Source organism: Sulfitobacter geojensis (assembly GCF_000622325.1).
In the GTDB taxonomy this organism is placed as follows: domain Bacteria; phylum Pseudomonadota; class Alphaproteobacteria; order Rhodobacterales; family Rhodobacteraceae; genus Sulfitobacter; species Sulfitobacter geojensis.
This window is the reverse complement of record NZ_JASE01000005.1, coordinates 36117-50557: the sequence shown is the minus strand read 5'-3', so window position 1 is coordinate 50557 and position 14441 is coordinate 36117. Positions and strand designations below refer to the sequence as shown.

The 14441-nt window shown below is 58.5% G+C and carries 14 protein-coding genes; 4 read left to right on the top strand and 10 right to left on the bottom strand.

From position 1 onward, the window contains the following. Nucleotides 1-93: 93 nt before the first annotated feature. A complete protein-coding gene (argE, locus tag Z947_RS0102245) occupies nucleotides 94-1248 on the top strand; it encodes an acetylornithine deacetylase (protein WP_025042684.1) in 1155 nt (384 codons plus the stop codon). Here argE and Z947_RS0102240 read toward each other — a convergent pair. The 9 genes from Z947_RS0102240 to leuD all read right to left on the bottom strand — a co-directional run bounded on the left by Z947_RS0102240 (nucleotide 1245) and on the right by leuD (nucleotide 10221). Beyond that, the gene (locus Z947_RS0102240; protein WP_025042683.1) at nucleotides 1245-2174 is read right to left on the bottom strand and encodes a LysR substrate-binding domain-containing protein; all 930 of its coding nucleotides are present in this window, start codon (nucleotides 2172-2174) and stop codon (nucleotides 1245-1247) included. The two genes, argE and Z947_RS0102240, sit on opposite strands and share 4 nt — an antisense overlap. Nucleotides 2175-2219: 45 nt before the next feature. After that, entirely contained in the window at nucleotides 2220-2894 is a 675-nt protein-coding gene (locus Z947_RS0102235; protein WP_025042682.1) for a DUF1028 domain-containing protein, read from the bottom strand. After that, a complete protein-coding gene (locus tag Z947_RS0102230) occupies nucleotides 2891-3307 on the bottom strand; it encodes a RidA family protein (protein WP_025042681.1) in 417 nt (138 codons plus the stop codon). Before Z947_RS0102230 ends, Z947_RS0102235 begins: the two co-directional genes overlap by 4 nt. A gap of 12 nt (nucleotides 3308-3319) precedes the next feature. After that, the gene (locus Z947_RS0102225; RefSeq protein WP_025042680.1) at nucleotides 3320-4585 is read right to left on the bottom strand and encodes a flavin-containing monooxygenase; all 1266 of its coding nucleotides are present in this window, start codon (nucleotides 4583-4585) and stop codon (nucleotides 3320-3322) included. Between the two features lie 125 nt (nucleotides 4586-4710). Next, nucleotides 4711-6198 (bottom strand): glycerol kinase GlpK, encoded by a 1488-nt coding sequence (glpK, locus tag Z947_RS0102220; RefSeq protein ID WP_025042679.1) that lies wholly within the window; start codon nucleotides 6196-6198, stop codon nucleotides 4711-4713. Between the two features lie 130 nt (nucleotides 6199-6328). After that, a complete protein-coding gene (gene leuB, locus Z947_RS0102215; RefSeq protein WP_025042678.1) occupies nucleotides 6329-7435 on the bottom strand; it encodes a 3-isopropylmalate dehydrogenase in 1107 nt (368 codons plus the stop codon). A 66-nt stretch (nucleotides 7436-7501) separates the two neighbouring features. After that, nucleotides 7502-8473, bottom strand: a complete 972-nt coding sequence (locus Z947_RS0102210) for an endonuclease/exonuclease/phosphatase family protein (protein WP_179453262.1) — start codon at nucleotides 8471-8473, stop codon at nucleotides 7502-7504. Beyond that, nucleotides 8470-9312, bottom strand: a complete 843-nt coding sequence (locus tag Z947_RS0102205; RefSeq protein WP_025042676.1) for a hypothetical protein — start codon at nucleotides 9310-9312, stop codon at nucleotides 8470-8472. Before Z947_RS0102205 ends, Z947_RS0102210 begins: the two co-directional genes overlap by 4 nt. A gap of 303 nt (nucleotides 9313-9615) precedes the next feature. Next, nucleotides 9616-10221, bottom strand: a complete 606-nt coding sequence (gene leuD, locus Z947_RS0102200; RefSeq protein ID WP_025042675.1) for a 3-isopropylmalate dehydratase small subunit — start codon at nucleotides 10219-10221, stop codon at nucleotides 9616-9618. Nucleotides 10222-10311: 90 nt separating this feature from the next. Here leuD and Z947_RS0102195 point away from each other — a divergent pair, with 90 nt between their 5' ends. After that, nucleotides 10312-10527 carry a hypervirulence associated TUDOR domain-containing protein gene (locus Z947_RS0102195; protein WP_025042674.1) on the top strand — a complete coding sequence of 72 codons (216 nt, stop codon included), beginning with the start codon at nucleotides 10312-10314 and terminating at the stop codon, nucleotides 10525-10527. A 32-nt stretch (nucleotides 10528-10559) separates the two neighbouring features. On the opposite strand, the gene leuC is transcribed toward Z947_RS0102195, so the two are convergent. Further along, nucleotides 10560-11966 carry a 3-isopropylmalate dehydratase large subunit gene (leuC, locus tag Z947_RS0102190; RefSeq protein ID WP_025042673.1) on the bottom strand — a complete coding sequence of 469 codons (1407 nt, stop codon included), beginning with the start codon at nucleotides 11964-11966 and terminating at the stop codon, nucleotides 10560-10562. A gap of 296 nt (nucleotides 11967-12262) precedes the next feature. On the opposite strand from leuC, the gene Z947_RS0102185 reads away from it, so the two are divergent. After that, nucleotides 12263-13606, top strand: coding sequence for a mechanosensitive ion channel family protein (locus Z947_RS0102185; protein WP_025042672.1), 1344 nt, complete (start codon nucleotides 12263-12265; stop codon nucleotides 13604-13606). A gap of 57 nt (nucleotides 13607-13663) precedes the next feature. Further along, complete coding sequence (locus tag Z947_RS0102180) at nucleotides 13664-14389, top strand: hypothetical protein (RefSeq protein WP_025042671.1); 726 nt, start codon at nucleotides 13664-13666, stop codon at nucleotides 14387-14389. The last annotated feature ends 52 nt before the right edge of the window (nucleotides 14390-14441 follow it).

Here is a 14441-nt window from a genome sequence, read left to right as displayed (position 1 = left end):
CTTGGTTAGGCGCATACTAACCATCACATCCACAGGGACGACTGGCCAAATGCAGCTAATTTGCTACGCAGTCCAAAAGCGAAAGAGCCCGTCATGACGACCCTTGAACATCTTCAGCATCTCATCGCGTTTCCGACAATTAGTGCTGATCCCAATCGGGCCTTGATCGAGTATTGCGCCGATGTCCTGCGCGACCTTGGTGCATCGGTTCAGATCATCGAGGATACAAGCGGCAAGAAAGCGAACCTTTATGCCACGATCGGTCCGCAGGATCGCCCCGGCGTGTTGCTGTCGGGTCATACAGACGTTGTGCCTGTGCAGGGACAAAACTGGACCGTACCGCCATTTGAGCTGACACAGGGCAAAGGCAAGGTGTTCGGGCGCGGCACCACCGATATGAAGGGGTTCGTTGCCAGCACGCTGCGCATCGCCTCGCATGCCGCACAGGCAGAGCTGCAAACGCCGCTGCACATCGCGCTGTCCTATGATGAGGAAATCGGCTGTGTCGGCGTGCGCTCAATGATCGACATGCTGCGCGTGGCCCCGTTTCGTCCGATGTTCTGCATTGTGGGGGAACCGACCATGATGGCCGTTGCGACAGGCCACAAAGGCAAGACCGCAGCGCGCGTTACCTGTACCGGGCGCGAGGCCCATTCCGCGCTTGCCCCGACGGCCCTGAACGCCATCCATATGGCAGTGGATATGATCAACGTGATCCGCGACCTGCAAACGGGCATTGCCGAAAACAGCCGGCAGGATGACGCTTATGATGTGCCTTATACCACGCTACATGTGGGAAAGATCGACGGCGGCGTTGCGTTGAACATCGTTCCCAACACCTGCGCCTTCGTCTTCGAAATCAGGAACCTGCCGGAGGATGACCCGAAAGCGATCATGGCACAGATCGAAGCGCAGGCTGTGGCATTGCTTTCTCCTTTGCGAAACAATTTTCCCGACGCGGATATTCGGGTTCAGGTGAGCAACACCTATCCGCCCTTGGGGACCGCGCCCGATGCGCAGGTGGTGGGGTTTGTCAAATCCCTGACAGGATCGAACAGCACGACCAAAGTTGCCTTTGGCACCGAGGGCGGGTTGTTTTCCTCAGTGCTGGATATCCCGACAGTTGTTTGTGGCCCGGGATCAATGGCGCAGGGGCATAAGCCGGACGAATTTATCGGTCTTGACCAGCTGGCAAAATGTGACGCGATGCTTGATGCGTTGTTGGTCCGCCTGATCGCGGGCGTCTAACCGGATGTCATCCCCGGCAACCCGTTTTGCGCCATACGGTTCTGAACGTGTTCATAAAATGCAGTGAGGATCCGGGACCGGTGTGCGGAACGCTTGGTTGCCAGCCCGAGTACCATCGCGCGGTGATCCCCCGTCAAAGGCAGGAACACAAGCGGTTCACCATCGGGCGCTTGCGTCAGCTTGGTAGGGACGTTCACCAGACCAAAGCCGAACCCGTTCGCCACCAGACTGCGCGCCACCCAGATATCGGATGTGCGTTCTGCAATGACAGGACGCACGCCTGCCGCATGAAACATCGACAGGAAATAATCGCGACTTAATGGCATATCCAACAGGATCATCGGTTCGCCGCGCAGATCATGCAGGCTGAGTGCTGTGCGGTCTGCCAATGCGTGCGATTGGGGCAGCATCACAAAAGGCGGCAGGGAGATCAGCGGATCGAACGAGATGTCTTTCGGGATTTCGAGATCATAGGTGATTGCCACGTCAATCTCTGCACGTCCCAACATGCGTAACAGATCAACCTGATGGCCTTCTCTTAGCGTCACATCCGCATCGGGAAAGGCGTGTTCAAAGGACTGCCTGAATGCGGCGCTGACCAAGGGCGCGACGGTTGAAAGCGCCCCAATTGAAATCGGTCCGCGGGCAAGATCGGAAATGTCGCTCGCCAGATCGTTCAGTGCGGCGGCCCTGTCGAGAATGCGCTTTGCCTCGTTGAAAATCCGTTGGCCGCCCGGTGTCAGGGTTAGTCCCTGCGCGTGGTGACGCACGAACAGCAAAGTGCCGAACTCTGCCTCCAGCTGGCTGATCGCGGCAGAGATAGAGGGAGAGGAGACATTGATCCGCTGCGATGCCATAGCGATAGTGCCCGCCTCACCTACGGCGACCAGATATTCCAACTGCCGAAAGGTAAATCGTAAGGGCATATGCAGTGCTACGCCTGAACGGGCACCGGGATCAAGCGCAGAGGGTCAATCGTCGCCCGGCACGCCATAAGACGGGGCTTCGCGCGGGTCGAGGGCGCGTTGAACATAGGCGTCAAGCTGCGGTTTATAGACTTCCCATGCGGTTGCGACAGTTTCGATCGGGCAGGCGTCGGTCCAGTCACAGCGCAGGTCGGCCACAGGCCACGCCACCTTGTCACACAGTTGCAGCCCCGCCGAATGAACCGGCCCCGACTCACCCCCGGCCGCAAGGCCTGCCCGCATAGACGCAATCAACCGGTCGCCCAAATGGCCGGTGGCCGCTTCAAACCTGTCGACGACCGCTTGCGGCACAGCATCATTCGCCAGCAGGTTCCCTGCACAGATCACGTTTAGCCCTGCGGCGTCTGTCCAGATGCCCAGCGAATTGGGCCCAGAATGGATCGCCGTAGTGCCCTGCGCATCAATCGCCAGCACCTGACGATAATCGATAAAGCGGCCCTGCGCGCGTACCTCTTGCACGGCCTGCGCTGCGCTCATGCCGTTCTGCATCAGGTCCAGCGCCAAAGGTCCCAACGTCGGATCGGTGATGTTCTGGCTCGCCACTGCGCCAACGCCGGCGCGGGTATAGGAACAGCGGGCAGCGACAGCGGGCGAGGAGGACGATATCGCAACGCCAAACATCCCTGTCTCAGCGCAGCGGGCAACAAGTGAAAATGTCATGCGGGGATCACCGCCGTGCCGTCGATTTCAACCAGCCACTCGGGCCGCGCCAGCGCTTGGACCACCAGCCCAGTTGAAACAGGATGCACCCCTTTGATGTACTCGCCCATGGTGCGATACACAGCCTCGCGGTGGCGCACATCGGTGATATAGACAACGACCTTGACCAGATGCGCCATCTCGCCGCCCGCTTCTTCGATCAGCTGGCGGATGTTCTGCATCACCTTATGCGTCTGCTCAACCGGATCATGGCTGGTGATGTTTTCTGCGGTATCAAGGTCCTGCGGGCACTGGCCGCGCAGATAAACGGTTTTACCGCCTTCGGTCACAACCGCCTGACACAGATCATTCTCGAGGTTCTGTTCGGGATATGTATCAGATGTGTTGAATTTGCGGATGCGGGTATGGGCCATGGTCGGGTTGTCCTAGCTTTGGGGCTGCGCTGAGGGGTGATAGTCGCGATAGGCGCGTTGAATGGCAATCTGGTCGGCAAGATATCTGGCATCATGCCAGACCCCCCAGATAAACGCAGAGCCGCGCCGCGATTGCCAGGGCAAGCCCAGAAAGTAAACACCAGGTGCGGCGGTCACGCCGCGTTGGTGGATTGGTCGGCCCGTTGCATCAAACACGTCCTGTTTCAGCCAGCTGTAATCGACGGTAAACCCCGTGGCCCAGATGACCGTTGTGATACCGGCCTTGGCAAGGTCCAGCTCAAGGATCGGGTTTAGCACGCAATCGGGATCGGGGGCCAAGTCACGCGCCTGCGGTTCTTCGGGCAGGTCCAAGCCTTGCTGGGTGATATAGGCGTCAGCCTCGTCCAGCACGGACAGGTAGTTCGCGTCACCATGGGCGATGTTTTCGGCCACATCTTTGGCGAAATGCAGGATGCCGTTTTCATACCGGTCGGTCATGCCAACCAGCGTCATGCCGCGCGCGCCATAGCGCCTGAAATCCACCGTCTGCCCGCCATGCGCGCCGCTGACAGAGATGGTGACATGTTCGGTACCTGGCGTCATGGCGGCGGCGTCCCAATTACCCAGTACACCCAGCCACCAGACAAAGTCGCGCCCGCGATAGCTGCGGGGCGGGCGGTCATGCGGGCCCACCGACAGATACACCTGACGGCCCGCGCGCAGCAATTCATCGGCAATCTGCCCGCCGGACGATCCGGCCCCGACCACCAGCACAGCGCCTTTGACCAATTGATCAGGATTGCGATAGGCGGTCGAATGCATCTGAACCACATCCGCGTCGGCAGGGATGACTGGCGGGATGGCGGGGCGCTGGAACGGACCGGTTGCCGCGACAACATTCAGTGCCTCAATCTGGCCCGCGCTGGTCGTCACAATAAAACCGGGCCCGCCCGTTTTCTCGCGTACTTCGGTCACCTCAACGCCGCATCGGATCGGCGCATTGATCATGGCGGCGTAGCTTTCCAAATATTCCACAACGTTGTGTTTTGACGGGAAATCGTCCGGCCCGTCCTTGGAAAATTCCATATTCGGAAAGCGGTCGTGCCACGCAGGGCCATTGGCCACCAGTGAATCCCAGCGTTCGCTGCGCCAGCGTTCGGCGATGCGGGCACGTTCCAGCACAAGATGCGAGATGCCCGCATTGCCGAGATGCTCGCTCATCGCGATGCCGGCCTGACCACCGCCAACAACAAGAGTATCTATCGTTTCAACCGACATGCGCGCACCCTCTTATCGCTGTATCAGCGATATGAATTCCGTTTGCGCCAGCCTTACAGATTCCGGTTTGCGATCAAGAACCCAATCGCGCAGCCTTGCTTTGGCACAGCCTAATCAGGGGCTGTTTAGACCGTCATTGTTGCCTTTACGGCGCGTTGCCATGCGTCATAACGCTGCTTGCGCAGGTCGGGGCCCATGTCGGGGGTAAAGGTTCTTTCGATGGCCCAGTTGTCGGCAAAGCCTTGCATGTCAGGGTACAGTCCTGCCCGCTGCCCCGCGAGCCATGCGGCCCCCATCGCCGTCGTTTCCAGGACCTGCGGGCGGTCAACCGGCGCGTCGATGATATCGGCAAGGAACTGCATCGCGGGATTACTGGCCGACATGCCGCCGTCGACGCGCAAAGTGGCATCGGCACCGTGGCCTTGCCAGTCGGCGCGCATGGCTTCCAACAAATCGCGGGTCTGGAAACCGACACTTTCCAGCGCTGCGCGGGCAAATTCGGCAGGGCCGGAATTGCGCGACAACCCGTAGACTGCACCGCGACATTCCGCATTCCAATAGGGCGCGCCAAGGCCCGTAAAGGCGGGCACGATGATGACGTTCTGTTGCGGATCGGCGTTGGCGGCGAGGTCTTGGGTTTCGGCAGCGCTGCCGATGATCTGCAACCCGTCGCGCAGCCATTGAACCACAGCACCAGCCACAAAAATCGACCCTTCCAGCGCATAGGTCGGCTTCCCGTCCAGTTGATAGGCAATGGTGGTCAGCAGGCGGTTGGTCGATTTGACCGGCGTGTCACCGGTATTAAGCAGGGCAAAACACCCTGTGCCGTATGTTGATTTTAACATACCCGGCTTGAAACAGGCCTGCCCGATGGTCGCCGCCTGTTGGTCACCCGCAACGCCAAGGATCGGCAAGGCAGCCCCGATGTGTTCGGGCGCGGTGACACCGAAATCAGCGGCGCAGTCTTTGACTTCGGGCAGCATCTGCATAGGGATGTCGAAGAGATTGCAAATGGTCTGGCTCCACCGGCCATTGTGAATGTCATACAGCAGCGTACGCGCGGCATTGGTGGCGTCGGTGACATGTGCGGCACCATTGGTCAGCTTCCAGATCAGGAAGCTGTCGACGGTGCCGAACAGCAATTCACCCTTTTTGGCGCGCGCACGGGCCCCTTCGACGTTGTCCAGAACCCACTTGAGCTTGGTGCCAGAAAAATAGGGATCGGCCAGCAGTCCGGTTTTGGCGGTGATCATCGCGTCATGGCCGGCATCGCGTAAGGACCGGCAGTAATCAGCGGTCCGGCGGTCCTGCCAGACGATGGCGTTATAGATCGCCTCGCCCGTAACGGCGTCCCAAACCACGGTTGTTTCACGCTGGTTGGTGATGCCGATGGCAGTGATGTCGGAAGCGTTCAGACCAGCCTTGGCAATTGCGTCGCGGCAGGTTTGCACCGTAGTGTCCCAAAGGTTTTGCGGATCATGTTCGACCCAGCCACTGTGCGGAAAATGCTGTGGGAATTCCTGTTGCGCGGTGGCGGCAACCTTGATGTCTGCATCAAAAACCAATGCACGAGATGATGTCGTGCCTTGGTCAATGGCAAGGATATGGGTCATGGGGTGCCTCCGTTTGCGAAGCGCGATCCTGCGGAAAATCAGGGGGGTATGTCAAGCCATCCTGTTAACGCAAACAGCCCGTAGATAGGGAAGACCTACGGGCTGTTGAGTGTCTTACGCAGCGTGATCTTTACAGGCTGGCGTCGAGCGCCCCTAGGATCAGATCACCCATTTCCGTGGTACTGATTGGTGTGCCCCCTTCGGGGCCCATCAGGTCCGCGGTGCGTGCCCCGTCCGCAAGCACTTTCTCGACAGCTTTTTCCAGACGTGTGGCTTCTTCGCCTTGATCGAAGGAATAGCGCAGCGCCATGGCAAAGCTGAGGATACAGGCGATCGGGTTCGCCTTGCCCTGTCCGGTGATGTCGGGTGCCGAACCGTGCACGGGTTCGTACATCGCTTTCGGACGGCCCTCTGCGTTTGGTGCGCCCAGTGACGCGGATGGCAGCATGCCCAGCGAACCGGTCAGCATCGCGGCGCAATCAGAAAGGATATCGCCGAACAGGTTGTCGGTGACGATCACGTCAAACTGTTTGGGCGCGCGCACCAGCTGCATCGCGCCGTTGTCGGCATACATGTGCGACAGTTCGACATCGGGGTAATCTTCGTCGTGGACCTTTTGCACGACTTCGCGCCACAGGATGCCGGATTCCATGACGTTGGCTTTTTCCATCGAACAAACCTTGTTGCCGCGACGACGGGCCAGTTCAAACGCCGAACGTGCAACGCGGTCAATCTCGGACTCGGTATAGCGCTGGGTGTTGATACCCACGCGTTCGTTGCCCTCTTCGATGATGCCGCGCGGTTCACCGAAGTACACACCGGATGTCAGTTCGCGTACGATCATGATGTCCAGACCGGCCACCAGTTCAGGTTTCAGCGATGAGAAATCCGCCAGCGCGTCAAAGCATTGAGCGGGGCGCAGGTTGGAGAACAGATCCATTTCCTTGCGCAGGCGCAGCAAGCCGCGCTCCGGCTTTACGCTGAAATCAAGGTCGTCGTATTTCGGGCCGCCCACGGCACCGAGCAGCACAGCGTCGACTTCCAACGCGCGCGCCATCGTATCGTCGTGCAGGGGGGTGCCGTGTTCGTCATAGGCGGCACCGCCGACAAGATCGTGTTCAACGTCAAAAGGCAGATCGCGCTTGGCACCGAACCAGTCGATGATGCGGGTCACCTGGCCCATGACCTCGGGGCCGATGCCGTCACCGGCAAGGATAAGAAGGGATGGGTTGGCCATGGGACGCTCCTTGAGAAAATATGTTTATCGGGGCGTAGCGTGATGGGGCGAAAGGGTCAAGAACACCTAGCGCGCAAGGTCAACCCAGACCAATGAATGGCGGCTGGCATCCGGGATCGCCGGGGTGACCTGCCCCGCTGTAATGCGCCAGTCGGCGGAGGGCAAAACATAATCCACGCGCATCGGTCCGGTTTGGCTAAAGGTCACCGTAGGCTGCATCGGCAAAGGGTCCTGTAGGCGGGGATCGGAAAGCAGGCTGTCGATCGCACGTCCGATCCCGTCACCGGTGTTCGGATCAAGGTTCGCATCCCCCATCAGTACAAACCTGTCTTCTGGCACTGTGCCGAAGGCACCATCAAGATAGCGGCTCCAGAACGCTGTTTCATCATGGTTGCGCTTGCCGTTGCGATCCTCCGGTCCGTCAAAGACGGGTGGGGTAGCATGATAGGTCAGGATCGTGACGCGGCCCATGGTCGGATGCTGGATAGGGACCGCCCAATGCCCATGGGACGACAGGCGCTGGATTGCGTGTGCTTCGGCGCTTGGAAAGGGTTTGCCATCGGCTTGCGGCAATAGGGCCATGGGCAGATCGCGCCACAACAGCGTCGAGAAATCCTGTACCTCATCGGTAAGGATCGGGTGTTGCGACAGTATCGCCATGCTGCCCTGACCGAAGAACCGGCCATAGCCCTGTGCATCTGCGGCTTCGCCCAAGCGGCCGTTGTCATCCAGATCAAGCGGGGTCATCAGGCCGGCATTGGGCGGCGCTGCAAAGAAATGGGGGTAGCCCAGCGTGTCGGCCAAAGCAGCAAGCGCGAGGTTTTGCAGATCATAATCGATGCCTTGCAGGGCAATGACATCTGCTTTGGCGTTGGCGATCACAGTCAGTGCAGCCAGAAGTTGGGGGTCTTTGCGGGCCGCGAGGTCGCGCAATAACAGGCCAGGCCCCTTGCGCGACAGCTCTGTGTTATATGTCGCGACGCGTAGGGTGTCGGCTGCAGATATTGATGAAAGCAAGCAAAGGCAAAGCGCAATCAGGCCGCTTGGAAACCATCCTCGGCTTCGGCGCTGGCATAGGTGCGGCGACGTTTTTCTCCGATCATCTCGGCGACGCGGCCCATTGCGATGCCGCGCATGATCATGCTTGCGGGAAGAAAGGCCCATGCGCTGAGTGTCCAAATGACGGTTTGCGGGTTCTGCAATGAGATCGGGTCTATCAGATCAGCCGTGGCTTTGACCACCGCAGGGATCACGAAGGGCAGCAAGAAGCCCAAAACGATATTGATGCGGGCGTCACGCTGAAGCCGTTCGACCACATCACCGCCAGTGGTCGGATCAAACAGCGGCAAATTCACCCAAACGTTGAAAGCGCCCTGACGTGCAGGCCAGCCCATCACACGGACCAGCACAAAGAAGGCTGTCATGGCAATGAGCGATACGAAATAGGCAATCCCCGCGGCGGTGCGTACCGAAGATACCAGAGCGGCGTCCGCGTCGGCGGGCAGCATCAGCACCACCAAACGCACGGGAGAAAAGGGAAAGTCGCTGGCGTTGCCGATGATGAGGCCCAAGGATGTAAGGCCCGATGTCAGCAAGGAGGATTCAGTCTGGCCCTTCAGGATCAGGCTCAGCAACAAAACGGTCACAGCAAGGGAAGCGAAGCGCAGGCGGTTGAATGGCGGGGCATCGCGGAATTCAACGATGCTTGGAAAGCTGGAGTTATATTCAACGAAGGTCAGGAAGGCCGCGAGGAAGGCCACAAGTACGGTGATTTGTGTGGAATCGCTGGCCACGCCCGGCAGCAAAAGCGCCGGTGTCGCGATCAATAGGGCCACTATCAGGCCACGCGTTGCCGCGCCTGTCATTCGTCCAATCACTACTTTACCCTTCCAAACTGGCCAGACGCGATACATGCCGCGGTCTTGTCCCAACTTGTCGCCCCCAGGGAAGTGGGAGCCTGCCTCATTTCTGCCCAATTTGTGCCTTCTTTCGCCTTGTTGCTCAAGTCACTGGTTAACGATCCTTAAACGGTTGGGCGATTTGATGGTCAGGGTGGTGCGTTCTTGCATCTATTTGCGGGCAAAATTACGGCATCCGCAAGATGTTGTGGGTGCCAGTGAGGCACCCACAAGTCTCGTATAAGGCGTGTATTGGCTTAGCAGTTAACTGCCAAGAATTGTTTACACCCAAGGACGGCTTTGGGATGCAGTCGCTTCAAACGCGTCAATGGAGGCCGCTTTTTCCATTGTCAGGCCGATGTCATCCAACCCGTTCATCAGACAATGCTTTTTGAAGGAATCGAGTTCGAAGGAAAACACTTCGCCATCGGAGGTAGTGACGGTCTGCGCTTCAAGATCGATGTCCATCCGCGCGTTGGCCCCTTTTTCGGCGTCCTTCATCAGTACGTCGACCTGTTCCTGCGGCAAGGTGATGGGCAAGATGCCGTTCTTGAAGCAGTTGTTATAGAAGATGTCGGCATAGCTGGGTGCGATGACGCAGGTGATGCCAAAATCAGCGATGGCCCAAGGGGCGTGTTCGCGCGAGGAACCACAGCCGAAGTTGTCGCCAGCCACAAGAATCTGCGCTTCGCGGTACTGCGGTTTGTTCAACACGAAGTCAGGGATCTCGTTGCGGTCGTCGTCATAGCGCATCTCGTCAAACAGGTTCACCCCAAGGCCGGAGCGCTTGATGGTTTTGAGGAACTGCTTGGGAATGATCATATCTGTGTCGATGTTGATCAGGGGCATAGGTGCTGCGATGCCGGTGAGTTTGTCGAATTTGTTCATAGGATTTGTCCTTTGACCTGTGCCGTGTCGGAACCCATCGATACTTGGGATGGTTTTGGTGGTGACACTGCACATAAAAGAGAGTTTATCATGTCATATCGCGAAGGCACGAAAGTTGAATGGAACTGGGGTAACGGCACCGGTACGGGTAAGATCGTGAAGAAATATACCCGAAAAATTACGCTGGAAATCTCGGGCACCGAAGTAACCCGAGATGCCAGTGAAGACGAACCGGCCTATAAGATCGAACAAGATGACGGCAGCGAAGTGCTGAAATCCGGCAGCGAGTTGTCCAAGGCCAGCTAATCCAGTTAGCCGGTGCAGTCGCGTGCCAGATATCACATCAAGTCCCGCACGTCCGTGAGTTTACCGGTGACCGCTGCCGCTGCCGCCATCGCGGGTGACATCAGGTGGGTGCGTCCGCCCCGACCCTGACGGCCCTCGAAATTGCGGTTGGAGGTCGCGGCACAGCGCTCGCCCGCTGACAATTGGTCGGGGTTCATCGCCAGACACATGGAACAGCCTGCAAGGCGCCATTCGAAACCTGCTTCGATAAAGATGTCTGCAAGACCTTCTTCTTCGGCTTGTGCCCGGACAAGGCCGGAACCAGGGACGACCATCGCGCGAATGCCGTCCTTTTTCTTTTTGCCCTTCAGGATTGCTGCGGCTGCGCGCAGATCTTCGATGCGACCGTTTGTGCAAGAGCCGATGAATACGGTGTCGATTTCGACGTCGGACAAAGGTGTGCCCGATGTCAGGCCCATATACTCAAGCGAACGCTGCGCCGCTTCAACCTTGCCTCCTTTGAAGTCGGAGGCAGACGGGACGTTTGCGGTAATTGGCAGCACGTCCTCGGGTGAGGTGCCCCAGGTCACAACAGGTGCGATGTCTTCGCCCTTGATTGTGATCACTTCGTCCCAAGCGGCATCGTCGTCGGAATAGAGGGTTTTCCACCAGTCCAATGCAGCTTCCCACTGGGCACCTTTCGGCGCGTGGGGGCGGCCCATGCAGTATTCATATGTCTTTTCGTCAGGTGCGATCAGGCCTGCGCGTGCGCCGCCTTCAATCGCCATGTTACAGACGGTCATGCGCCCTTCCATCGACAGATCGCGGATCGCTTCGCCGCAATATTCGATGACAAAGCCGGTGCCGCCCGCCGTGCCGGTCACGCCGATCACGGACATGGTGATGTCCTTGGCTGTGACACCGGGGCGCAGTTTGCCGGTGATCTCGACCTTCATGTTTTTGGATTTCTTCTGGATCAGCGTTTGCGTGGCCAGAACGTGCTCGACTTCGGATGTGCCGATGCCGTGGGCCAGCGCGCCGAATGCGCCGTGGGTCGCGGTATGGCTGTCGCCGCAAACCACTGTCATGCCCGGCAATGTCCAGCCCTGTTCAGGGCCAACGATGTGCACAATGCCCTGACGGACATCGGACACAGGATAGTAGTGGATGCCGAAATCCTTGGCGTTCTTGTCGAGTGCTTCGACCTGAATGCGGCTGTCTTCGGTCATGGTCGCGGCATTGGCGCGGTCCAGCGTGGTCGGCACGTTGTGATCCGGCACGGCAATTGTTTTGTCCGGCGCACGCACTGTGCGGTTCGTCATGCGCAGACCTTCAAAGGCCTGCGGGCTGGTCACTTCGTGCACCAGATGGCGGTCGATGTACAAAAGGCAGGTGCCGTCTTCGGCTTCATGCGCGAGATGCGCATCCCAGATTTTATCGTAAAGCGTTTTGGGGGACATAGGTCCACTCCCGTATTTAATGGTTTTCGTGGCTGTCAGGCTTCGAGCTGTACCGAACGGCACAGGTATTCTTCTGCGCAGGCTTATAGTCGGGCCAGCACCGTATTGGTGGCCCCGAAGAAACGTTCGCGCAGGCGGGCGCGGTCGCCGATATTGATGATCCGTCTCATATCGGGGTGGATACACCTCCGCCTGCGTCCCTGCAAGCGCTGGTCGTTTGAGCCATCCCCGCTAAATGTAGAGAGGGTTGCACGGGTTGGCCGCTTCTGCGACTTTTCTGAAGGAGAGGTGTGTGCATGAACGATCTAACCGACCCTTTTGCGGATTTCATTGCCACGCTGGAAGGCATCTGGTTGTCTGCCCAGTCGTTCCTCATGGGGGTGATGGCCCCGGGGTGGCGGCAAAATCAGGTGTTAATTGTTGTCGGTTTGGCCTTGCTGTCATGGGCGATGCACGGGCGTTGCGTGCAGCTTCTGGAAAGCTATGTTCGTTCGCGCGAGGGCTGGGCGAAATGGCAATTGCGTTTCATCGTACAGCTTAAACAACGCCTTGGGCTGATCATTTTTGCCATACTGGCCGGCTGCACCTATTTCGTCATGCAGAATATCACATGGCCGTCACGATCCTATCTGATTGGTTTGGCGGCGACGTTAGCCGCAGTGCTGGTGGGCACGGCATTTGCCGCGCAACTGGTGCACGACAGGTTTCTGCGGCGCATCGTGCGGTGGTCCTTGTGGGTCTATGCCACGCTATATTTGTTAAACCTGTCCGATGATGTCGCCGGATTTCTGGACAATGTTGCGCTGGAGCTGGGCGAATTCAGGCTATCCATCCTAACGTTGATCACGGCGCTGGTGGTGATCGGTGTCTTGTTGATGATGGCGCGCTTCGCCAGTCGGGCGACGGCCAGCACCATTCGCAAGAATCAGGACATCAGCCCGTCCATGCAGGTCTTGGCGGTCAAAGGTGTGCAGCTCGCCTTGTATGGTGTAGCGTTTTACATGGGCGTCAAAGCGGTTGGCATTGATCTGACCGGTCTTGCGGTGCTGTCGGGTGCGATTGGTGTCGGCCTTGGTTTTGGTCTGCAAAAGGTGGTGTCGAACCTTGTGTCCGGCGTGATCATCCTGCTGGATAAGTCGATCAAACCGGGGGATGTGATTTCGCTGGGCGAGACCTTTGGCTGGATTCAAACACTGGGCGCACGATACGCGTCGGTGGTGACACGCGACGGTAAGGAATACCTGATCCCGAACGAGGATCTGATCACGGGGCAGGTGGTCAACTGGTCGCATTCGGATGATTTTGTACGGCTGGATATCCATTTTGGCACGGCGTACGGTGATGATCCGCATCAGGTGCGCAAGCTGGCCATCGCAGCGGCAAGCGGCGTTGATCGGGTGCTGACGTTCAAGCCGCCGGTCTGTCATATCGTGGGGTTCGGAGATAGCAGCGTGGATTATATCCTGCGCTTCTGGATCAAGGACCCGACCGGCGGGCTGACCAACATTCGCGGCAATGTGTTTCTGGCGTTGTGGGATGCGTTTCAGGAAAACGAGATTTCGATTCCCTTCCCCCAGCGCGAGGTTTTGATGTTGGAAGACAGCAAGCTTTCGGTGCGCAACAAGACGGGTGCGGATTGAATTGACCGTGGGCTGGCGAGGCCTAGCTCAGTCGCAGGGCGGGGTGGGGTGCAGGATATGACGCAGGCCGGAGAGATCGTTTTAATCATGGGGAGCGGACCCAATGCGACGCTGTCACGCGGATGGCAAAAGGGGTGGTTCGACCGGATCGTCGCGATCAACAACGCATGGCAACTGCGGCCCGATTGGGACACGCTGGTGTTCCCCGAAGATTTCCCAGTGCAGAACCGGCCCCGCAACGTTTCCGGTTTCCAGCGGTGCGTTGAGGCAGATGCCTTTGTGCCGGCGCAGAACCTCTATGGCGGGTTTGTCCATGCGGGGGCGACGATGGCGTTTACCACCGGATATTGGGCGCTGGCCGAGGTGCGTCCGCGCATCATGGCCTTCATCGGCTGTGACATGGTGTATCCGGCGCAGGGCCGCACACATTTTTACGGAACCGGCACGGCAGATCCGTTGCGCGATGATATAAGTCTGCGCGACCTCAGGGCAAAGTCGGCGCGGCTGGCGGTGATTGCCGCTGCGCAGGGCTGCGCCTGTGTGAACCTGTCACAAGACGATTCGTCCTTGCTGTTTCCAACCGCAGCGCCGGACGGGTTGCGCGGCGAAATACCGCCGTTGGGTGTGGATTTGCAGCAGATAAGCGCATTGCGGGCACAAGAGGACGCGTTGGGTTATGCCACGCCGGACGGACGCTATGCGAATGACCCAAGCGCCTATGATATGGATTTATTGGCGGAAATTGACGCCAAGTGGCAGGCAATATTTCATCAAGAGGGTTAAAGACCTTCGGGTGCGTACCCACATGACGACGGCTTGCGAGGATGACGGGCAG

Coding starts and splice junctions, on each gene's coding strand:
- Z947_RS0102185 (WP_025042672.1), top strand. CDS start 12,263: ATGAACGATCTAACCGACCCTTTTGCGGATTTCATTGCCACGCTGGAA.
- glpK (WP_025042679.1), bottom strand. CDS start 6,198: ATGACCCATATCCTTGCCATTGACCAAGGCACGACATCATCTCGTGCA.
- argE (WP_025042684.1), top strand. CDS start 94: ATGACGACCCTTGAACATCTTCAGCATCTCATCGCGTTTCCGACAATT.
- leuB (WP_025042678.1), bottom strand. CDS start 7,435: ATGGCCAACCCATCCCTTCTTATCCTTGCCGGTGACGGCATCGGCCCC.
- Z947_RS0102230 (WP_025042681.1), bottom strand. CDS start 3,307: ATGGCCCATACCCGCATCCGCAAATTCAACACATCTGATACATATCCC.
- leuD (WP_025042675.1), bottom strand. CDS start 10,221: ATGAACAAATTCGACAAACTCACCGGCATCGCAGCACCTATGCCCCTG.
- leuC (WP_025042673.1), bottom strand. CDS start 11,966: ATGTCCCCCAAAACGCTTTACGATAAAATCTGGGATGCGCATCTCGCG.
- Z947_RS0102195 (WP_025042674.1), top strand. CDS start 10,312: ATGTCATATCGCGAAGGCACGAAAGTTGAATGGAACTGGGGTAACGGC.
- Z947_RS0102240 (WP_025042683.1), bottom strand. CDS start 2,174: ATGCCCTTACGATTTACCTTTCGGCAGTTGGAATATCTGGTCGCCGTA.
- Z947_RS0102225 (WP_025042680.1), bottom strand. CDS start 4,585: ATGTCGGTTGAAACGATAGATACTCTTGTTGTTGGCGGTGGTCAGGCC.
- Z947_RS0102180 (WP_025042671.1), top strand. CDS start 13,664: ATGACGCAGGCCGGAGAGATCGTTTTAATCATGGGGAGCGGACCCAAT.
- Z947_RS0102235 (WP_025042682.1), bottom strand. CDS start 2,894: ATGACATTTTCACTTGTTGCCCGCTGCGCTGAGACAGGGATGTTTGGC.